The sequence below is a fragment of the Pseudoalteromonas shioyasakiensis genome (assembly GCF_001550135.1).
Classification (GTDB): Bacteria; Pseudomonadota; Gammaproteobacteria; order Enterobacterales; family Alteromonadaceae; genus Pseudoalteromonas; species Pseudoalteromonas shioyasakiensis.
Map to the genome: position 1 here is coordinate 172368 of NZ_LRUE01000013.1, position 21297 is coordinate 193664.

The 21297-nt window shown below is 41.2% G+C and carries 22 protein-coding genes; 13 read left to right on the forward strand and 9 right to left on the reverse strand.

Features of this window, described 5'->3' with window-relative positions:
* Window positions 1–456, reverse strand: a complete 456-nt coding sequence (locus PASHI_RS06085) for a nuclear transport factor 2 family protein (RefSeq protein WP_062564921.1) — start codon at window positions 454–456, stop codon at window positions 1–3.
* A gap of 97 nt (window positions 457–553) precedes the next feature.
* On the opposite strand from PASHI_RS06085, the gene PASHI_RS06090 reads away from it, so the two are divergent.
* The 7 genes from PASHI_RS06090 (at window position 554) to csrA (ending at window position 7957) form a co-directional block, all read left to right on the forward strand.
* Entirely contained in the window at window positions 554–1483 is a 930-nt protein-coding gene (locus PASHI_RS06090) for a LysR family transcriptional regulator (RefSeq protein ID WP_062564922.1), read from the forward strand.
* Between the two features lie 395 nt (window positions 1484–1878).
* Window positions 1879–2505 carry a GTP cyclohydrolase II gene (locus PASHI_RS06095; protein ID WP_062564923.1) on the forward strand — a complete coding sequence of 209 codons (627 nt, stop codon included), beginning with the start codon at window positions 1879–1881 and terminating at the stop codon, window positions 2503–2505.
* Window positions 2506–2583: 78 nt separating this feature from the next.
* A complete protein-coding gene (locus PASHI_RS06100) occupies window positions 2584–3378 on the forward strand; it encodes a BPSS1780 family membrane protein (protein ID WP_062564924.1) in 795 nt (264 codons plus the stop codon).
* Complete coding sequence (locus PASHI_RS06105) at window positions 3378–3830, forward strand: regulatory protein RecX (RefSeq protein ID WP_054551279.1); 453 nt, start codon at window positions 3378–3380, stop codon at window positions 3828–3830. Before PASHI_RS06100 ends, PASHI_RS06105 begins: the two co-directional genes overlap by 1 nt.
* A gap of 17 nt (window positions 3831–3847) precedes the next feature.
* On the forward strand, window positions 3848–6448 hold the full coding sequence (gene alaS / locus PASHI_RS06110; protein WP_058585668.1) for an alanine--tRNA ligase: 2601 nt from the start codon (window positions 3848–3850) through the stop codon (window positions 6446–6448).
* A gap of 6 nt (window positions 6449–6454) precedes the next feature.
* Entirely contained in the window at window positions 6455–7672 is a 1218-nt protein-coding gene (locus PASHI_RS06115; RefSeq protein ID WP_058585667.1) for an aspartate kinase, read from the forward strand.
* Window positions 7673–7765: 93 nt separating this feature from the next.
* Window positions 7766–7957 (forward strand): carbon storage regulator CsrA, encoded by a 192-nt coding sequence (csrA, locus tag PASHI_RS06120; RefSeq protein WP_036970495.1) that lies wholly within the window; start codon window positions 7766–7768, stop codon window positions 7955–7957.
* Between the two features lie 27 nt (window positions 7958–7984).
* Here csrA and PASHI_RS06125 read toward each other — a convergent pair whose 3' ends face one another.
* Window positions 7985–8452, reverse strand: coding sequence for a YcxB family protein (locus PASHI_RS06125; protein ID WP_062564925.1), 468 nt, complete (start codon window positions 8450–8452; stop codon window positions 7985–7987).
* A 124-nt stretch (window positions 8453–8576) separates the two neighbouring features.
* Between PASHI_RS06125 and PASHI_RS06130 the strand changes: the two genes are divergently transcribed.
* Window positions 8577–9500, forward strand: coding sequence for a hypothetical protein (locus PASHI_RS06130; protein WP_062564926.1), 924 nt, complete (start codon window positions 8577–8579; stop codon window positions 9498–9500).
* A gap of 773 nt (window positions 9501–10273) precedes the next feature.
* Here the strand turns inward: PASHI_RS06130 and PASHI_RS06135 are convergent.
* Together PASHI_RS06135 and PASHI_RS21785 are read right to left on the reverse strand one after the other, a co-directional pair.
* Complete coding sequence (locus PASHI_RS06135; RefSeq protein ID WP_054551284.1) at window positions 10274–10465, reverse strand: hypothetical protein; 192 nt, start codon at window positions 10463–10465, stop codon at window positions 10274–10276.
* 51 nt (window positions 10466–10516) lie between these two features.
* Window positions 10517–10690 carry a DUF1328 domain-containing protein gene (locus PASHI_RS21785; RefSeq protein ID WP_064971747.1) on the reverse strand — a complete coding sequence of 58 codons (174 nt, stop codon included), beginning with the start codon at window positions 10688–10690 and terminating at the stop codon, window positions 10517–10519.
* A gap of 534 nt (window positions 10691–11224) precedes the next feature.
* On the opposite strand from PASHI_RS21785, the gene PASHI_RS06140 reads away from it, so the two are divergent.
* The 4 genes from PASHI_RS06140 (at window position 11225) to PASHI_RS22055 (ending at window position 14706) form a co-directional block, all read left to right on the forward strand.
* A complete protein-coding gene (locus PASHI_RS06140) occupies window positions 11225–11473 on the forward strand; it encodes an OadG family protein (RefSeq protein ID WP_062564927.1) in 249 nt (82 codons plus the stop codon).
* A 15-nt stretch (window positions 11474–11488) separates the two neighbouring features.
* A complete protein-coding gene (gene oadA / locus PASHI_RS06145) occupies window positions 11489–13261 on the forward strand; it encodes a sodium-extruding oxaloacetate decarboxylase subunit alpha (RefSeq protein ID WP_055198140.1) in 1773 nt (590 codons plus the stop codon).
* Window positions 13262–13271: 10 nt separating this feature from the next.
* Window positions 13272–14402 (forward strand): sodium ion-translocating decarboxylase subunit beta, encoded by a 1131-nt coding sequence (locus PASHI_RS06150; RefSeq protein ID WP_062564928.1) that lies wholly within the window; start codon window positions 13272–13274, stop codon window positions 14400–14402.
* A 127-nt stretch (window positions 14403–14529) separates the two neighbouring features.
* Complete coding sequence (locus tag PASHI_RS22055; RefSeq protein ID WP_165385086.1) at window positions 14530–14706, forward strand: hypothetical protein; 177 nt, start codon at window positions 14530–14532, stop codon at window positions 14704–14706.
* Window positions 14707–14831: 125 nt separating this feature from the next.
* Here PASHI_RS22055 and PASHI_RS06155 read toward each other — a convergent pair whose 3' ends face one another.
* The gene (locus tag PASHI_RS06155) at window positions 14832–16148 is read right to left on the reverse strand and encodes a peptidoglycan DD-metalloendopeptidase family protein (RefSeq protein WP_062564929.1); all 1317 of its coding nucleotides are present in this window, start codon (window positions 16146–16148) and stop codon (window positions 14832–14834) included.
* Window positions 16149–16546: 398 nt separating this feature from the next.
* Between PASHI_RS06155 and tyrS the strand changes: the two genes are divergently transcribed.
* The gene (gene tyrS / locus PASHI_RS06160) at window positions 16547–17746 is read left to right on the forward strand and encodes a tyrosine--tRNA ligase (protein WP_054560777.1); all 1200 of its coding nucleotides are present in this window, start codon (window positions 16547–16549) and stop codon (window positions 17744–17746) included.
* A 58-nt stretch (window positions 17747–17804) separates the two neighbouring features.
* On the opposite strand, the gene PASHI_RS06165 is transcribed toward tyrS, so the two are convergent.
* The 4 genes from PASHI_RS06165 to folE2 form a co-directional block, all read right to left on the reverse strand.
* Complete coding sequence (locus PASHI_RS06165; protein WP_058585663.1) at window positions 17805–18755, reverse strand: cobalamin biosynthesis protein CobD/CbiB; 951 nt, start codon at window positions 18753–18755, stop codon at window positions 17805–17807.
* Window position 18756: 1 nt separating this feature from the next.
* Window positions 18757–19464 carry a 5'-methylthioadenosine/S-adenosylhomocysteine nucleosidase gene (mtnN, locus tag PASHI_RS06170; protein WP_054551291.1) on the reverse strand — a complete coding sequence of 236 codons (708 nt, stop codon included), beginning with the start codon at window positions 19462–19464 and terminating at the stop codon, window positions 18757–18759.
* A gap of 103 nt (window positions 19465–19567) precedes the next feature.
* Window positions 19568–20161, reverse strand: coding sequence for a DUF2726 domain-containing protein (locus PASHI_RS06175; protein ID WP_062564930.1), 594 nt, complete (start codon window positions 20159–20161; stop codon window positions 19568–19570).
* An 81-nt stretch (window positions 20162–20242) separates the two neighbouring features.
* The gene (folE2, locus tag PASHI_RS06180; RefSeq protein WP_062564931.1) at window positions 20243–21163 is read right to left on the reverse strand and encodes a GTP cyclohydrolase FolE2; all 921 of its coding nucleotides are present in this window, start codon (window positions 21161–21163) and stop codon (window positions 20243–20245) included.
* Window positions 21164–21297 lie beyond the last annotated feature (134 nt).

Below are 21297 nucleotides of genomic sequence, written 5' to 3' on the forward strand. Positions count from 1 at the left end.
TTACTGCTCTCCCGAATTCGCCGGCCAGACAACATCAAGTTTAGAGTGGCTAATGCGCCATTGACCGTCGATTTTTTCATAGCGATCTAAGTATCGGCCCACTAATAAAAGCGGAGATTCGCTTTGCTCCCTACTTGTAACAAAGTCAATTAGGTAGCACTCACCCTGTGCTGTCGTTTTATCTGTTAGCACTATTTGATGGTTCATCACTGCATGAACAAAAGGGAAGTGCTTTCTATTGTGGGTATCGAATTCATCATAAGCATTTTTTAATCCTTGCTTTATCTGTTCAATTCCATTCATTTCTCCCACTGTTACTTCGACTCGTGCGTCGCTAGTAAATACTTCTTCCATTTTATGAATTTGACCAGAGTCTAAAAGCTGACTGTAGTTTAAGCGAAGAGTTCGGATCTCTTCTTTTTCGAGTAAATCGAGAAGTTTGCGTTCGCTCATCATGTTTCTCTATTGCTGAATAAGTGAACACTATTTTATTGTCTTCTTTTTAAATGATAACCTAGCTAATATTCCATTTATTCTGTCCTGAGATTCCATAATGAAACCAGAAGATAGCCCTTTCTTTGGTATTCGAGAGTTTGTTGAAACACTACGCATGGGTACATTCACAGCAGCTGGTAATCGGTTAGGTTTAACAGGCTCCGCTGTTGGTAAAACTGTTACTAGGCTTGAAAGTAAGTTAGGTACAAAGCTACTGCATCGAACAACGCGTAAAATTATGGCAACCCCAGAAGGGCAGCATTATTTTGAAGGCTGGGTAAAAATACTGGTTGAAATAGATAGCCTAGAGCAAGCGGTCACTGCCGGTAGCCATAATGTTTCAGGGCAAGTAAAGCTTCACTTACCTGCGGCATTCGGCCGTAAGTATGTAATGCCAATACTATCTAAATTAGCAAACAAGTATCCTAAACTAGAGCTTGCGGTTCACTTTAGTGAAAGTCGTATCAATTTAATAAATGAAAATGTTGATTTGGTGGTACGTATCGGCACATTAGAAGATGATGCTGATCTGGTAGCAAAATTGTTGGGTTATCAAAAATTAACAGTGTGTGGTAGTCAAGATTATTTTGACCAACATGGTGTGCCAGACACTCCTGCGGATTTGCTCACTCATGATTGTATTATTGGCAGTAAGCGCTCTTCGCAGCCAACATGGTTGTTCAAAGATAGTAAAAAGCAGTCATTTAACCAGCTAATCAATGCCAGATATATGCTCAGTGATGGAGATGCAATGCTAGATGCCGCACTTAATGGTTTAGGTGTTGCACAATTACCTACTTGGCTTATTCAAGAGCAGCTAGATAGTAATAGACTAACTAGTGTTTTAGATACCTTTTCAGGTGCGGTTATGCCAATCAATGTTGTTTGGCCACGCTCAAGATATTTAAAGCTTAGTCAAAGGGTTATAATTGATGAATTAGCAGAGCAGTTTAAGCTTCAAGCATCACTATTTGGTTATTCTTCATAATTGTTTTATCTAGCCCTTTTAGTACGTTATTAATCAGCGCTGAGACACATCATAACACTGTTATTTTTATTATTTTGATAGGTGGTTGATAAAGGCTTAGCGGTTTATTGAGATTAAACTAATCTATTTTTTCGAATATCTGCAAAGGTTTATTTATTAATTTATTTTATTTCAAAGGCCTAACTCTAAAAAGTAGAGCTTTTAAGGTGTTTTTTTAGCGCCACTAAAGCGAGGCGCAAAGCTCGTATCTTGGGGTGGTTTGAGTGTATAATACTTGAATTGCTGGTAACTGCCTCAATATTAGTTATCACTCGTCGTATGTTGCATCCTTACAACCTTCAAGCTGTTGTAATCACATTTGCAGTATCGCATTTATTTTTTAATTTGGATTTGTCGTGGCGCAAGTAAGAGCAAGAGTCCAGCTGAATGTTGGCAAAAACAGTGATATCCCTGCAGAAATCGTATCTTTCAGTGGCTTAAATGATGGCCAAGAACATGTTGCTTTAGTGTTTAATCAAGCTGACACAGAGCAAGATGTCCCTTTAATTCGTATGCATTCAGAGTGTTTAACGGGCGATGTATTCCATTCATCACGTTGTGATTGTGGTGAGCAATTAAATGAGTGTATCGAGATGATGCACCAACAAGGCGGTATTTTACTGTATTTACGCCAAGAGGGGCGTGGCATTGGTTTATACAATAAAATTGATGCTTACGTACTACAGTCGCAAGGTATGAATACGTACGAAGCGAATAACCACTTGGGTTTTGCTGATGATTTACGTGATTTTTCAGACGCGGTATTAATGCTTGAAGCACTCAATCAAAAGCACGTTAAGTTAATGACTAACAACCCAAATAAGCTTAAAGCACTGCGTGATGCAGGTATTGAAGTTGATTCAGTGGTTGGCACTCATGCGCACATTAAAGCGGGTGTGGTAGGTAACCAAGCTTACCTCGAAACGAAAATCAAACATGGCTCGCACATGCTTGATATTAAAAAAATTAAAAAGCCTGAGTAAATTTCACTACAGGTGACTATAAACAAGTAGCGCACCCAGTTATACTCGGTGCGTTTTGTCGTTATTGAATGAGAAACTATGTCGATCGAAGTACGTATTTTTAAAGCTGATGCAGGCGTTAAATGGTTTAAAGCTGGATGGGAAATCTTTAAGCTGCAACCTTTGACTTTTATTTTAATGCATCTGCTAATCGTGATAATTAGCTTTTTGGCATTGCTGCTACCTTTACTGCAAGTTGTTGGTGCATTTGTAACCCCGTTTTTGATGGCAGGTTTTTATCAAGCTGTGTTAACTAAGCAGCAAGGCGGGACTATCAGCCAAGCTGATATTTTTAAGCCATTTAGTAATAAAGGAAACCGTATAGGTTTAGTGCGCGTCGCCGTGTATCAGATGGCGGCAGGTATTTTATTAGCCTTACTGTCTAATTTCATTTTTGCAGATGCCTACGCAGTTATTTCGAGTCAGACTTTCGATCCACAAAACCAATCACATATTGCAGATTTATTGGCAACCATTTCAATGGGGCAAGTTGCGGTATTCTTAGTGGCGATCTGTGTGTATTTAACCGCTTTTGCCTATGCAGTGCCTTTGGTTTATTTTCAAAAGCAAAGCAATATGTTTCAGGTTTTAAAAACCTCATTCATGGTGTTTTACCATAATATGGCGCCATTGAGTGTTTATGGCCTAATTTGCGCTGTTTTAATGGTGATCTGTATTCCTTTATCGTTTATTCCTCTATTGGTTTTAATGCCAATTTGTTACATTAGCTTCTTCGTGTCTTTTCAGGCTATTTTTATGCCGGTTGTGCCAAAAGGTGATGGCCAAACAAAAGCACCTGAAGCGCCGTCACAATCAGGACGCTTTGACGCGTAATGGATGATAAAGAACAAAAGTTAAAAAATTACGTACTTTGGTTATTGTCTCGACAAGATTATTCGCGTCGGGATTTAACGCGAAAGTTACAGCAAAAAGAGGCGACGCCCGAGTTCACAGAGCGCTTGTTAGATTGGTGTGAATCACACAATTTTATTAACGAACAGCGCTATTGCGAAGGGTTTGTACGCCGCCATTTAGCTAAGTATCATGGTGTAAAACGCATTCAGAGCGAAGCAATGGCAAAAGGGATAGACCGAGCACTATTAGATAAAACGCTCGAGGAGTTTGAAGTCGATTGGTTCGAACTCGCAAAGGACGCATATTTAAAGAAGTTTTCAAATTCAGGTAAAGAACTCGACCAGAAAGAAAGAGCGAAACGTGTACGCTACTTGATGTATCGAGGCTTTAATTACGAACAAATTGATTTTGCAATGCAAGCACAGCAATAAACGGGTGAGATTTTCACATGCAGCATATGACTACCGCACAGATCAGGCAACAGTTCTTAGACTTTTTTGCCTCTAAACAACACCAAATTGTTCCTTCAAGCTCGCTGATCCCGGGTAACGATGCCACGTTATTATTCAATAACGCTGGTATGGTGCAATTTAAAGATGTATTTTTAGGTGCGGAAAGCCGCCCTTATTCACGTGCAACCAGCTCACAACGTTGTGTACGCGCCGGTGGTAAACATAACGACCTTGAAAACGTAGGTTACACTGCACGTCACCATACATTCTTCGAAATGTTAGGTAACTTCAGCTTTGGTGATTACTTCAAGCAAGACGCAATCAAGTTTGCTTGGGAGTTTTTAACTGATGTTGTAAAACTACCTCAAGAAAAGCTACTTGTTACCATTTATCACGATGATGAAGAAGCCTTCAACATTTGGCACAAAGAAGTGGGTCTAAGTGAAGACCGTATTATTCGCATTGCAACCAGCGATAACTTCTGGTCAATGGGTGATACAGGTCCTTGTGGTCCATGTTCTGAAATCTTTTACGATCACGGTGAAGAAATTTGGGGTGGTCCTCCAGGTTCTCCTGAAGAAGACGGTGACCGTTTCATCGAGATCTGGAACCTAGTATTTATGCAGTATAACCGCCATGCCGACGGTACAATGGAGCCGCTTCCTAAGCAGTCTGTTGATACAGGTATGGGTCTTGAGCGTATCTCTGCAATTTTACAAGGCGTGCACTCAAACTACGAAATCGATTTATTCCAAGCTCTAATTGCAGCAGCGGCTAAAGTAACAAACGCACAAGATTTAGACGATAAATCGTTACGCGTTGTGGCTGACCACATTCGTTCGTGTGCGTTCTTAGTATCTGACGGCGTTATGCCATCAAACGAAGGCCGTGGTTATGTACTACGTCGTATTATTCGTCGTGCCGTTCGTCATGGTAATAAGCTAGGCGCGAAAGGTGCATTCTTCTACAAGCTAGTTGCTGCACTAATTGAGCAAATGGGTCAAGCGTACCCAGAGCTTGCTAAACAACAAGAAATTATCGAAAAAGTACTGCGTATCGAAGAAGAGCAGTTTGGTAAAACACTTGAGCGTGGTCTGGCTATTTTAGAAGAAAGCCTAACTGACATCGAAGGTGATGTGATCCCAGGTGACTTAGTATTCAAACTTTACGACACTTACGGTTTCCCAGCTGATTTAACGGCTGACGTTGCGCGCGAGCGTTTCATGACGATTGATGAGCACGGCTTCCAAGAGTGTATGGCTGTTCAGCGTAAGCAAGCACAGCAAGCAGGTAAGTTTGGTGCTGATTACAACCAACAACTTAAGTCTGAAAAACACACAGACTTTAAAGGTTACGATGCAGAACATTACACAGGTACTGTGGTTGAACTTTTCTCTGAAGGTCAATCGGTTTCAGTACTTGAAGATGGTCAAGAAGGTATCGCAATCTTAGACCGCACACCGTTTTATGCTGAATCAGGTGGTCAGGTTGGTGACACAGGTGTGTTAAAAGTTGCTGGCGGTGAGTTTGTAGTGACTAACACCACGAAACTTGGTAATGCATTTGCACACCATGGTCGTGTACAAGGCCGTATTGGTACAAACGATAAAGCAGAGGCAACAATTGATGCAGCTCGTCGCGATAGCATCAAGAAAAACCACACTGCAACACACATTTTACATGAAACGTTACGTCAAATTTTAGGTGAGCACGTAAATCAAAAAGGTTCACTTGTTGACCCTGAGCGTTTACGTTTTGACTTCTCTCACTTTGAAGCGGTAACAAAAGACGAATTACGCCAAATCGAGCGCGCAGTAAACGATGAAATCCGTCGTAACTTTGCTCTTGAAACTGAGCTAATGGCTATCGAAGATGCTAAAGCAAAAGGTGCAATGGCATTATTCGGTGAAAAATACGACGACGAAGTTCGCGTAGTAACCATTGGTGACTACTCAATCGAGCTATGTGGTGGTACTCACGTTAAGCGTGCAGGTGATATCGGTTTATTTAAAATCGTATCAGAAAGCGGTATCGCAGCCGGTATCCGCCGTATTGAAGCGGTAACAGGTGCTGAAGCGGTTGCTTATGTAAGTGAGCAAGAGCAACAACTAAACGATGTTGCAGCACTAGTTAAAGGTGATAGCAGCACAGTACTTGAAAAAGTAACGGCGTTACTTGAGAAATCAAAAGGCCTTGAGAAGCAAATTGCACAGCTTAACGACAAGCTAGCAAGTGCGGCTGGTGCATCGTTACTTGACTCTGTTGTTGAAGTGAACGGTATTAAACTACTGGTTGCTGATGTTGCAGGTACTGAGTCTAAAGCACTACGTGGCATGGTTGATGACCTGAAAACGAAGATTGGCTCAGGTGTTATTGCCCTTGGCGTAGCTAATGGCGATAAAGTAAGCCTAATTGCAGGTGTAACTAAAGACCTAACAGGTAAAGTGAAAGCCGGTGAGCTTGTAAATCACATGGCTGCACAAGTAGGCGGTAAGGGCGGTGGTCGTCCTGATATGGCACAAGCTGGTGGTACTCAGCCAGAGAACCTAGCTGCAGCCTTAGAAAGTGTAACTGGTTGGTTATCTGAGCGTTCTTAACTACTAGTGGCACTTATCGTCCAAAAATTCGGTGGCACCTCAGTTGGCTCAATAGAGCGAATTGAGGCAGTCGCCGACCTTGTTGTAAAAACCAAGCAACAAGGCCATCAAGTTGTGGTGGTACTCTCGGCTATGTCGGGAGAAACTAACCGTCTAATTAAACTCGCTAAACAAATCGATTCTCGACCTAGTGCTCGTGAGCTTGATGTATTGCTAACCACCGGTGAGCAAGTGTCAGTCTCTCTGCTGGCAATGGCTATCATCAAACGTGGTCACTCAGCGGTAAGCTTGCTTGCTGATCAGGTCAACATTCGCACCGATAATATGTTTGGCAAAGCGCGCATTGAAGAGATTGCTGCGACTCGTCTTAAGCATGAACTTGAGCATAACCGTATTGCCATTATAGCGGGCTTTCAGGGCCGTGATATTGAAGGCAATATCACTACGCTTGGTCGCGGTGGAACAGATACCTCTGCGGTTGAGATTGCAGGTGCTATCAATGCCGACGAATGCCAAATTTACACTGATGTTGATGGGGTATATACCACCGACCCGCGTATTGAACCAAATGCGCGACGTATGAGCCATGTCACCTTCGAAGAAATGCTCGAAATGGCCAGCCTTGGGGCTAAGGTGCTACATATTCGTAGTGTCGAAGCCGCAGGAAAATATAATATACCGCTCAGAGTGTTATCGAGTTTTAACCCGGATCAAGGGACCTTGATCAGTTTTGAGGAGCCGGATGTGCAAGCAAACATTGTGTCGGGTATCGCCTTTAATCGTGACGAAAGTCTGATTTACGTTAATGGCGTGCACCAAGGAACGGAAAACCTTGCAAAAATTTTGAAACTTTTTGCAGAATTCGGCATCGAAATAGATATGATTAATCAAGTTAATCATAACTTTGAAAAAATAGACTATGCTTTTACTGTGCACACGAATGATTTTGAGCAAGCGCTTGAAATTTTGACCAGTAACCAAGATGGTATCAGCGCAGAATCTATAAAAGGGATCAGCAATGTTGCCAAGGTGTCTGCAGTAGGTGTAGGGATGAAATCTCACTCTGGTGTGGCAAGTTTATTTTTTAATGCCCTTGCCGATGAAAACATCAAAGTGATGCTTGTATCGACATCAGAAATAAAGATATCAGTTTTAATTGACGAAAAGTATTTAGAACTGGCTGTACGTGCGCTACACAAAGTTTTTTTAACTGAAAATGAATAAGATCTAGAGTTTTTACTTACTTTTAAGTCTATATTTCATTAGAATGTTTTTGACGCGGAATCTTTTAATTTTTTGGAACATGGGAGCAATAGAATGCTAATACTAACTCGTAGAGTAGGTGAAACCCTTATGATCGGTGACGAAGTAACAGTTACTGTTCTTGGTGTTAAAGGAAATCAAGTTCGCATTGGTGTAAATGCACCTAAAGATGTATCAGTACATCGTGAAGAAATCTACATGCGAATCCAAGCAGAGAAATCTAACCCAAATCCGGGCAACGTTTAATCAGCGACAGATATTTTTAAGAGCCACTCACTGAGTGGCTCTTTTATTTAGTTCAGCTGTTATTTCATCATTTAGCGCTTGTTTAGAAATATATTGCATACCGCGCTGAGCCTTTAAAATATAACCTCGCTCAGTTTCAATGATCTCACTAATTTGTTGCCAGCTTAATTGGTAGCTTTTATGCGGGTTTTCGGCTTTAACGCCTTCATCATCAAATACGACAGTGACTTCGCTACCTGATGCACGACTCATCATTTGTCTTGCGACCCACCATGGGCGCTTGTAATAAAACGATAAGCACTCAACCACGGCAAGCATAATCATAAAGCTGCCTAAATAATGATTATCTAATTGATAAAAAGCCAACAAGCCTAAGGTTATTAATAATACCAACAACGGGTATTTGGGTTTGGCTTGAGATGAATAAGGTAAAGACTCATCAAAGCATTCGCAATAATACGGTTTATCTAATTTGTAAGTTGTACTTAATGTCATTCGTAGGCTCACTTAATTTGCTGGCGGCAGTTTAACATTGATAGAAAAAATCTTCTGTAGTTGGTTTTCATTTAGTTGTCATTGTGAGAGCTTAAGATATGCGTATTTTAAAGGTGTAAGTTGTATGTTTGTTAGTTCAATGTCATTAGCACTTGCAATGACCACAAATACTTTTTTAGTTATGGGCGATATGCCATACACCCCGATTGATGAAATCAATCTCGGCAAAGATGGAAAAATTGCCAAGGCAATCGCAGCAACACCTCATGGCTTTTTAATGCATCTTGGTGATATGAAATCAGGAGCGTTTGCTTGCACGAATAAGCTTTTGCAAACTAATAAAGCGTTATTGACGTCGTTGACCCCGCAGCCTTTTATTTACACCCCAGGTGATAATGAATGGACCGATTGCGACCGAGAAAAACTATCGGTGCGTTTTGATGAGCTTGAACGGCTAAGCTTTGTTAAAGGCTTGATGTTTGACGATGCTTATACAAAAAAAACACAACAACTTCAGGGTTATGCAACCCAAGCTGAAATGCTAGAAAATGCTCGCTGGCAGTTTGATGGCATTGAGTTTCGCACTTTGCATATACCGGGCACTTTTAATGGTCGCTCACAAATTTTAAAAAGTGATAAAAACGCGGCACTAGATGCCGCCGACAAACGTGATAAGTACAACTTAACTTGGTTGAAACAAGCACTTGTTCAGCAAGATGCTAAGGCCTATGTATTTGGTTTTCAGGCTGATATTTACCACCCGACCAGTAAACCCGCTTGCAGCGAGTCACAACGTTCTAATTGTGATGCATTTAGAGTGTACCGTGATGCTATCAGCGACTTCGCAAAGCACACCAATAAGCCTGTACTTGTAATGCATGGCGATACCGGCCCATATTGCCAGCAGCAGTTAGCGAGCAACTTAACGCGTTTAAATGTCCCCGGTGATTTTGCCGTTAGCGATGTAGCTAAGGTGAGTTTTATTGACGGCCAGTGGCATATAGCGAGTGTAACGACAAACGAGCCCCTCACAACGGGTTGTAAATGAAAGCTTAAAGTTAGCGAGTTTCTAGATAAAGAAGCTATCAGCTTTCAGCCGTCAGCTATCAGATTAAAACAAAAGAGCTCGTAGGTTGGGTAGAGCGGAGCGAAACCCAACAAGTTAGCGAGTTTCTAGGGGAAAGAGTAAAGTTATCGAGTTTGAGGCTCACGTAGGCGTGAAATTTATTTTGCGCGATGTTTCTTAAATCTACGTGTAAGTCGTAGGTCGGGCTTTAGCCCGTCAATGTTAGCGGTTATGTGTCGCCATAAATGACGACCTACATGATGTAGGGTAGAGCGGAGCGACACCCAACAAATTAATGAGTTTCTAGGGGGAAAGAGTAAAGTTGCGAGCCTAAGGTAGCTGCGGGTTTATCCCTCGTAGGCGTGAAATTTATTTCGCGCGGTTCTCTGAATTAATGCGGCTGTAGGTCGGGCTTTAGCCCGTCAATGTTAGCGGTTATGTGTCGCCATAAATGGCGACCTACATGATGTAGGGTAGAGCGGAGCGACACCCAACAAGTTAGCGGGTTTCTAGGGGAAAGAGTAAAGTTAGCAAGCTGCTTGACACAAGCTGCAGGCAGCCTAGAGTCGCTAACTCGCTAACTCGCTAACTCGCTAACTCGCTAACTCGCTAACTCGCTAACTCGCTAACTCGCTAACTCGCTAACTCGCTAACTCGCTAACTCGCTAACTCGCTAACTCGCTAACTCGCTAACTCGCTAACTTACATACACAAAAAAGCGGCACTTGGCCGCTTTTCTTAAGTAAGGTGTGTTATTAGCAGTTAGTTTCTTCTGCGTTAACACCTTCTTTTACTTCTTCACATGCATCTTCAACTGCATTTTGTGTATCAGTAATTGCTTCATCAATACGCTCACCTGCGTCTTCAGCAGAGTTGTCTTCACAACCCATGATGAATAAACCTGAAAATAGGGCGATAGTAGCGGCTTTTAAAGTTGAATTTTTCATAATGAAATTCCTTGTAAATTTAAAATAAAGTAAGTGGTTATCTGCTTTTAACTACTTAGGGACACTGCCTCTAAGTGCTCCTGATACCAGCGAAATAACTAGTAATACTAAAAATATAAAAAAGATAATCTTAGCGATGCCTGCAGCGGCTCCTGCGATACCGCCAAAACCTAACACTGCTGCGATTAACGCGATAACTAAAAAAGTAATTGTCCAGCGTAACATAGTGGTCTCCTTGGCTATTTAAATTTTCTTAAGTTCGATGTAACTGAAGCGAGTTCTGTGCCAGAAGTTTTATTTTATATATTTCAATGGGTTGTGTGTTTTTGTCGTTCTTTATAGGGTTCATCATTTGGTAACTTTTACGAGTAAGCATGTAACTTATTCATAGTGATATTTTTTCATATTGAGATGAATGAGGAAAAAGAGAATTGCTGTGGTTATTGGTAAGACCAATTTAACTTTATTTTAAGTGGATAGCTCTAACGCCTTGTTGTGCGTGGTTTTTAGGCTTTTTACTACGGTTGGTTAATAGCTGAACATATAACGTCTGGCTATATTGACTATTTATATCATCTATAACGGGGCTTTAAATGCGCTAATAGTAGGGTGTTAATTATATGTGCGTCATGTTATTTTAAATTTAATTGGTTTTACCAATTTACAATGGTGCTATACAAATGAATTTTGTTTGTTATTATTGGTGCATAATTATTTAACAAAAATAACTTTTTATTTTAAGTAAGCGAGGGGAGTCGTATGGATATAGGTGGATTACTCACCACTGCGGCCAGTTTGATGGTGACAGGCATGGTAGGCGTGTTTGTTTTTCTGACTATTTTGATTTCAGCAGTCACTTTAATGTCAAAGGTAGTGGGTCGATTTGATGATCCTGCAACTGTAGAACCTACGCGTACAGCAAAAATTCAACCTCAACAGGGTGTGCCACAGGCACATATTGCAGCAATCAGCGCTGCAATTGCTCAATTTCGAAATAAACAAAAATAACGGGGCAGCTTAAACATGGCTAAATTAAAATTAACCGAATTAGTATTGCGTGACGCACACCAGTCTCTTTTGGCAACGCGTATGCGCTTAGACGACATGCTACCCATGGCAGAAAAACTCGATAATGCGGGTTATTGGTCAATTGAATCATGGGGTGGTGCGACGTTTGACTCGTGTATCCGTTATTTAGGTGAAGATCCTTGGCAACGTATTCGCGAGCTAAAAGCGGCAATGCCAAACACTAAGCAACAAATGCTACTTCGTGGACAAAATCTTCTAGGTTACCGTCATTATGCTGATGATGTAGTCGAAAAGTTTGTTGAGCGTGCCCACAAAAACGGTGTTGATGTATTCCGTATTTTTGATGCGATGAACGATGTACGTAACCTTGAAACTGCCATTAAAGCCGCAGTTAAAGTAGGTGCTCATGCCCAAGGTACTATTTCGTACACAGTAAGCCCAGTCCATACGCTTGATATGTGGCTTGAGCTGGCAAAACAACTAGAAGATCTTGGCTGTCATTCAATTTGTATTAAAGATATGGCGGGTTTATTAAAGCCATATGATTGCGAGCAGTTGATCAAAGGCTTAAAAGAAACTGTATCTATTCCTATCGCAATGCAATGCCACGCGACGACAGGTTTAAGTACTGCAACTTACCAAAAAGCAATCGATGCGGGTATCGATATGCTTGATACGGCTATTTCGTCAATGAGTATGACCTACGGTCATAGTGCCACAGAAACTATTGTTTCAATTGTAGAAGGCACTGAGCGTGACACCGGCCTTAATTTAAATGAGTTAGAAGAAATTGCCGCTTATTTCCGTGATGTACGTAAGAAATACGCTGCATTTGAAGGCAGCCTTAAAGGTGTTGATGGTCGTATCTTATTAGCCCAAGTACCTGGCGGTATGTTAACTAACATGGAAAATCAGCTTAAAGAGCAAGGTGCTGCTGATAAGCTTGATCAAGTATTACTTGAGATCCCGCGTGTACGTGAAGACTTAGGTTACATTCCTTTAGTTACACCAACGTCGCAAATTGTAGGTACTCAAGCGGTACTCAATGTACTGACTGGCGAGCGTTATAAAACCATCACTAAAGAAACTGCGGGTGTACTTAAAGGTGAGTATGGTGCAACACCGGCGCCAATGAATAAAGAGCTACAAGAGCGTGTACTAGAGGGCGCTGAAGCAATTACGTGCCGTCCTGCTGATAAGCTTGAACCTGAACTTGAGAAGCTTGAAGCAGAGTTATTAAGTGAAGCTAAAGAGCAAGGTTTAGAGCTTGCTGATGACGTGATTGATGATGTGCTTACTTACGCATTATTCCCTCAAATCGGCCTTAAGTTTATTAAAAACCGTAACAACCCTGATGCGTTTGAAGCAATTCCAACGGGTGAAGTCGCTAAGTCAGAAACTAAGCCAGCCTCTACAAGCCCTGCAAAAGCAGAGCAATACAGCGTTAAAGTTGATGGCAAAGTTTACGATGTAGTTGTAGCGCAAGGTGGTGAGCTCAAAGAGGTAACCCTAAAAGACAGTGAGTTAATTCCTCAGTCAGCTTCAGCGTCTGTTAGCGAAACCTTAAACGCGCCGTTAGCAGGCAATATTTTCAAAGTGAAGGTAAAAGCTGGCCAAACAGTAAACGAAGGTGATGTGGTTATCATTATGGAAGCGATGAAAATGGAAACAGAAGTTCGCGCTGCACACTCAGGCACAATAGCTGAAGTATTAGTAGCAGAAGGCGACTCTGTTGCCACTGGCGATGCGCTAATCGCACTGGCATAGGAGACAGAGGATGGATGGTGTTTTAAACCTCTGGCATGCCACGGGTATTGCTAACTTTACTTTTCCGGCATTGATCATGATTGCGGTTGGTTGCTTGTTACTCTATTTAGCAATCTCCCGTAACTTTGAGCCACTGTTGTTATTACCTATCGGCTTTGGGGCTATTTTAACTAATATCCCAGTTGCTGGGTTATCTGAGCCGGGTGGTCTTTTATATTACGTGTACCATATCGGGATTGACTCTGGGGTATTCCCACTTTTGATCTTTATGGGCGTTGGGGCGCTTACAGACTTTAGTGCCCTGATAGCAAATCCGCGTATGTTGCTGTTGGGCGCGGCTGCGCAGTTTGGTATTTTTGCTACTTTATTTGGTGCAATTCTACTTAACTTTATTCCTGGCTTTGAATTTTCGCTACAGGATGCATCGGCCATCGCCATTATTGGTGGGGCAGATGGTCCAACAGCTATTTTCTTAGCATCTAAGTTGGCACCTGATTTACTTGGTGCAATCGCAGTAGCGGCTTATTCATACATGGCACTTGTGCCAATTATTCAGCCGCCAATTATGCGCGCACTAACAACGCAAGAAGAGCGCGAAATTCAAATGCCGCAACTTCGTACAGTATCGAAAAAAGAGAAAATTGTTTTTCCATTAATGGTGCTTAGTTTAACTATCTTGTTTTTACCTGCGGCAACACCGCTGGTAGGTATGTTCTGCTTAGGTAACTTGATGCGTGAATCGGGCGTGGTTGATCGTTTAAGCAATAGTGCACAAAACGAAATCATCAACATTACCACCATTTTCTTAGGCTTAGCGGTAGGCTCAAAGCTTGCAGCCGATAAGTTCTTAACCGTAGAAACAATCGGTATTTTGGTGTTAGGTGCTTTAGCCTTTGCAATCGGTACAGCTTCAGGGGTGTTTATGGCAAAAGGTCTTAATAAGATCTCTAAATCGCCAATCAACCCATTAGTAGGCGCAGCCGGTGTGTCAGCGGTACCAATGGCAGCACGTGTGGTTAATAAGGTAGGCCTTGAGAGCAACCCGCATAACTTCTTGTTAATGCATGCCATGGGACCAAACGTAGCAGGGGTATTAGGAAGTGCCGTTGCAGCAGGTATTTTGTTAGCGATTGTTGGCTAACAACACGATTAAGTCGATTTACTTCCAACCGACTGGCGCAGTAATTTTACTGCGCTTTTTTTTGCCTATAGACTAGGGTCACCCTAAAGAAATTGTAGTTAAATGATAGTTGTGTAAGGAAGCCACCATGAATATCTTTATTATCTTACTATGCCTTTTTGTTGCTTTGGTTATTCTAATACCGCTACTTGAAAAGTATCAGTCTAAAATGGGGCTTGATGGCGCGACAAAGTATGCAAAGTACATTTGGCCACTGGTGATGATTTCGCTAATTATTCAACTTATCTATGTTCTTTTAAGGTAATAATTGTATTAACCCGCAGTGCCTTCAGTACTCGTTTTAGTAAAGTCTATAATAGTTTTAGCCGGATTTATTCTAGGCACAAAAAAGCCGCTTCAAGTTGAAGCGGCTTTTACATGTTTACCTAACTACTTATTTAACGCTAATTGTAACTCACGGTTACGCTGTAATTGAGCTAAGAAGTTATCAGCAATCGGTTTAAACTTAGCTAACTCATCGCGCGGTAGAGGCTCTGATTTAGGTAGTTTGACCGTTTTAGGGTTACGGTGAACACCGTTTACTAAGAATTCATAGTGTAAGTGTGGGCCCGTCACACGACCTGTTGCGCCAACGGTACCAATCTTCTGGCCTTGCTTCACTTTCTGACCAGTTCTAACCATCTTTTTGTCTAAGTGTAAGTACTTAGTCACATACTGTGTGCCATGGCTAATAAATACATAGTTACCATTGTATTTACTGTAGCCTGCTTTAATCACTTTACCATTACCCGATGATACAACTGGCGTACCGGTACGCGCTGCGTAATCAATACCGTTATGTGGTTTTACCGTTTTAGTCACTGGGTGTAAGCGACGAGGGTTAAAGCTCGAACTAATATACTTAAAGTTAACAGGCGCACGTAAGAAGGCTTTTTTCATGCTACGGCCTTCAGGCGTGTAGAAGTTACCATCAGTATGGCGAATAGCGGTATAACGCTCACCTTGGTTAATAAATTCTGCGGCAATAATTTTACCATCACCAATGTACTCACCATCAACATAGTGAGCTTCATAAATGAGACCAAATTGGTCACCTTTACGAATGTCATTAGCAAAGTCGACATCCCAACCGAAGATGTCAGCAAAATTCATAATTTGACGCTCGCTTAAACCTGCTGCAATGCCTGACGTCCAAAAGCTATTAGAGATCTCACCGCCAGCCGACTTACTTAGCGTTTCGATTTCTTTGCTATCGATAGAAGTGTCGTAGTTACCTTCGTCATTTAATGTAACGTATAAGGTGTCTGTTTTTGAGATCACATAACGTAGCTGAGCTAAAGAGCCATCTTCAGCTGTTGCAAAGCTTAAGATTTCGCCTGGGTGAATTTTTGTTAATTTACGAGTTTCTGCGTTGGTATTAACAAGTTTGTGTAATGTTTGCGCTGAGAAGCCCGCACGTTTAAAGATAAGTGCTAAATTATCGCCATTTCGTACTTCATGGTCGATAAGCTCGTATTCTGGAAGTTTTGCTGCTGCTTGCTGCGAATTAAGCTCAGTTAGTTTTTCGTTATCATCAACTTTAACTTGTAATTCGTAGCGTTTGCCAATTTCAAGTGCTTTTGCACTGTTATCCTTTGAAGCGGTGGCTTTTTCAGAAGGCAATAATGCCAAGCCAACAATAGCAGAAACCAAACCGAGAATAAGCAGTTTGTGTTTTTTGGGAAGTTTGTGCACTACGTGAACCATATCGTGCCTTTTCTGCTGTCAAGAAATTTAAATACTAATATCGCAGGATATACCTAAAATAGAGCAAATACCAGTGTTTTGTAGATTTAAACTGGCGCTATTTTACGCTAGAATTGCTCAGCGCGTTAAACTTTTTTGGTTAAAATTGCAGCAGATGCCTATGGTTAAACTAAATCTATATTAGTTAACTAAAGTACCTTCATTAAATTGCAATAACGCGGTATAAAGAACAATCATGCGCGCTGCCTTCAGGGCTGTTTCTTAAACTATTTAAGTTAGGCTTTTTTCTAGTGTCGCTTTTTGGTGCTAACTAGCTAAATTTTAAAGTTTTTAGCTCTATATTTATAACCCTGACAGGCCACCACGCCCCGGTAGCTGAATTTTTGGAGTAATACACAGTGGATTTACAAACCGCTCTAGCTGAGATAAAACGCGGTGCAGAAGAGATATTAATTGAAGACGAATTAGTCGAAAAGCTAAAGTCTGGTAAGAAACTTAAGATCAAAGCGGGTTTCGATCCAACTGCGCCTGATCTGCATTTAGGTCATACAGTTCTTATCAACAAAATGAAAACCTTCCAAGACCTAGGTCATGAAGTGATTTTCTTAATCGGTGACTTCACCGGTATGATTGGTGATCCAACGGGTAAAAACGTAACGCGTAAACCGTTAACTCGTGAAGATGTTTTAGCTAATGCTGAAACCTATAAAGAGCAAGTATTTAAAATTCTTGATCCTGCTAAAACAACTGTTGCATTCAACTCTGCTTGGATGGAGAACTTAGGTGCAGCAGGTATGATTAAACTGGCTGCGCGTCAAACAGTAGCACGTATGCTAGAACGTGATGACTTTAAAAAGCGTTATGCCAACGGCCAATCAATTGCTATCCACGAATTTTTATATCCACTGGTACAAGGTTGGGACTCAGTTGCATTAGAAGCTGATGTTGAGCTTGGCGGTACAGACCAACGTTTTAACCTATTAATGGGTCGTGAATTACAAAAAGACGAAGGTCAAAAGCCACAAACAGTACTTATGATGCCACTGCTTGAAGGTACTGATGGCGTTCAGAAAATGTCCAAGTCATTAGGTAATTACATTGGTATTACTGATGAGCCAAACGACATGTTTGGTAAAGTAATGTCTATCAGCGATGATCTAATGTGGCGTTACTATGACTTATTAAGTGCATTATCTATCGAAGAAATTGCTGCGCTTAAACAGCGTGTTGCTGATGGTGCAAACCCGCGCGACATCAAGATTGAACTTGCCAAAGAAATGATTGCACGTTTCCACAGTGAAGAAGCAGCCGAAGGTGCTCATCAAGATTTCATCAAGCGTTTCCAAAAGAATGCATTACCAGATGAGATCCCAGAAGTGACAGTAACAATTGCTGAAGACACTGTGTTTATTACTAATCTATTAAAAGAAGCTAACCTTGTAGCTAGTACGTCAGAAGCAATGCGTATGATTAAACAAGGTGCTGTAAAGATTAATGGTGAAGAGAAAGTAACGGATACTAAGCTTGAAGTTGCTAAAGGCACAACACAGATTTACCAAGTAGGTAAACGTAAGTTTGCTAAAATCACCTTAGCTTAATAAAGCTAATTGGTATAAAAAACCAGCTGCGGCTGGTTTTTTTGTGCTTATATTTTGATTAGTTTGTGAATAGGCTAATTACTTCAATCCCGACTATCAGTAGTAACCAAAATGCTTTCGCTTGATTTAAGCGATTCACTAAAGCAGGAATATCATCGGCATCTGGTAGGCGATCAGTCCCAACACGCATTTTATTAAAGCGCTCACCTTGGTAAAGGGCAGGGCCGCCTAACTGTACTTGCAAAGCAGCCGATGTAACACTTAACAGCCATCCTGTATTGGTTTGATAAAAGTGTCTGCCATAGTGTTTTATATAATGAATACATTGTTTACTGGCATTAGTTGCTGCAATCGTTAATGCAACTAATCGAGTGGGTAACCACTCCAATACAAATAGTAATTTAGCAATCGGAGCCAAAAACGGGTTGTTGGGTTTTAGGTTTTTTCGCCATGCCTGATGAATTAATGTGAGTAAGCGATAAACCAAAGCAAGGATAGCGCCGCCAAGTAGATAAAAGAATATAACGGCAAAATAATGCCGCGCACTTTGAAGCACCAGTGACTCCATGGTTGCTTTGCAAATGCCTGGGGCTGATAAACGTGATACATCACGGGCAACGAGGCTAGCTAGTAGCTCTCTTGCAGTCGCTTTTTGGTTGAGCTTGAGTAATCTGGCAATACGTAATGATTTCTTCTCTTGAGCGCGGCTACTGAGTAACAGATATAAAATTAAGCCATTTAATAGCTCAGGGTAAAAAGCAAACTCTAAAAACAGCACAACCAATGTCACTATCACTAAAATGGTGAGAGTAAAAGCTAAGGTTGAGGCTAAATATTGATAGCTTTTGGGGTTCGTTGGGTTGTATAAACGCTCGCTAAGCGCAGAGAAAATAACGGTTAAAAAGGTATTAGGATGATACCAACTAACCAAAGGAAAGAAGCGCTCAGCTAAGAGCGCTACAAAAAATACAATAATGTCCAAATGGTTTTGAACAATATTTGCAATCACCTTATAAACTCACCGATGTTAGCTTCTCTAAAAGAGCAACAACCATTTTAGATGAGTTGATAGATGCAGTTTCGATATACTCTTCAAATGATTGCGGCGACTCTTTGCCAGCAATGTCAGACATTGAACGAATAACAACAAATGGTGTTTCTAGCACATGACAAGCTTGTGCAATTGCTGCACCTTCCATTTCTACTGCAAGCATAGTTGGGAATTCAGCACGTGTTTTTTCAATTCGTACCGGGTCACACATGAATGAATCACCAGTACAAATTAGGCCAATCATGGTTTTAACATCGCTGATTTGACTTACGCTTTGCTCTGCCGCTTCAATCAGTTTAGGGTGCGCAGCAAAGCCAGCTGGCATTTGTGGTACTTGACCGATTTCGTAACCGAATGCAGTTACGTCTACATCATGGTGACGAACTTCTGAAGAAATAACCACATCGCCTACATTTAGCGATGGCTCAAAACCACCTGCAGAACCTGTGTTGATCACACAATCTGGACTGAAGTTATCGATTAGTAGTGTTGTTGCTACTGCAGAAGCCACTTTACCAATACCAGATTGAACTAAAGTAACTGTGTTACCCGCTAGTTCACCGGTGTAAAAGGTAAAACCAGCTTTAGTCATGATGCTTGGGTTTACCATTGCTTCGCGTAAGATTTTTACTTCTGGCTCCATCGCGCCAATAATACCAACGTGCATAATATTTGATTCCTTAGATTGAATAGGATGATTATACCTAAAAATGCCTGAAACAAACAAAAAAGCAGACCTTAAAGTCTGCTTTTGCCAATATTGTGACAGGTTATATTTCTGCAAGCGCCGTTGAGTGTGCTTTTGCTTGTGATGGTGATAATACCGCAGGTTTAGTAATGCGGTTGCGTGCAGGTCTTGCAGGCGCTGCTGCAGGTTTACCAAGTTTAAACATGATTGCATCACGTACTTCTCTTGGTTGATAGCCTGATTTTACCTTCATGCGAATATGCGGGATGCCCGCCGCTTCTAATGCGCCACTAACAAACCAATCACGTTGTGCTTTATGGCCGTCGCGGTTGGTGTTATTTACTAAATCAACAGCGGCAACAATAGTAAGTTTGTCTTTGTCGATAAGTACGTAATCTAACTGTTTGTTTTTGGCTTTAGCCATTGCAGCACGTTTTGCTTTGACAGATAAGCCTTGCTTGCAGTCGATTAAATCAATGAGTTTAACGCGGCTGACGATTTTATATTGGTCGCCTACAGCACGTTCTAGAAGATGTAAAAAAGCACTCTCAACTTGCGTAAAAACAGTTTGCTTACGAGTGAAAGGGTAAGGGTTTCCGCCTTCATCGGTAAACTTTGACGCAACAACAGAGGCTACTACGACTAAAACTAAAATTGATAATAAAGCGAATTCCATACGGTAACTCCACAACAACAAATTGACACTGAAAATTAAAAGCAATTAGCGTGCCTAAGTGTGTGGAGTCACCAGAAATTTTTAAGCTGTGTATCCGCCAGTAACCCCTTTAACAGCGATAGCTACTGCGTCGTGGGCATGAAGTGATTCGTAGTGATTTATTTGCAGCCAATAATCGGCGTAGTTTTGCTGTTCTAGTAAGCCTTTAATTTTACGTGCAGCATCTTCGCAGAACATGAGGTTTTGACCATTTAAGCGGGCAAACTCTTGCTCATCTTCACGTTTAACTGCCGCTTGTACTGGCGTTTTTAGCTCAGCTTCTAAAGCATCAATTAAGCCAACCACATCAAAACTGTCAATTTGGCTGTCGAGTTTTACTTTCACGTTTGCAATTGAACGCTGTGAGTGTGGTGTAGCAACAATGCCGTCTGTTGTGCCTAGCCATTCTAAAACAGTTTGCTTATCAATGTTTTGCTCAGCAAATTTTTCGCTAAAGGCATTTTGAATTAATTGACGAGCAAGAGCCGCTGAACATGGGCATGTAGACGAGTAAGTAACATCAACCATTAACTCAAAGCTTACAATGCCTTGGTTGATCTTAGCGATCAAATGAACAGGGTAGTTTTTCCAACCTACTTTGCCACTTAATAAAGATTTACGACGCAGAGGTAGCTCAAATTTAAATTCGATTTGTGCTTGGTCACTTAAATCATCATGGCTGCTAATAAAGGCATCAAGAGCTTGTTTAAGAGTTTGTGGATTAACTTGCTGCTCGGTTGATAAGGTATCAAGGGCTAAAAATAGACGCGACATATGAATGCCTTTTGCGTCTTCTTTATGCAAGTTTACAAAAGCGCGTGCCTTGGCAATTACATTTACAGGGGCAATATTGCGAGTTTCAAAAATGAAAGGAAGTTCAATTTCGCCCATGCCAACCCAGTCTAATTTACCTGTTTGTAAGGCGGGAGCCGTATCAGCAATATCTGGCATTGTGGTTTGCATGGTAATACTCATTCTTTGCAATTATTAAAGCGCGGTATTTTACATGAAAAAATATAAAAAAGCGGCGTTGATGAAAAAATTCTATGTTTATCGCACAATATGAATATTTCTAAAGGAATAGTGATAAAATTAGC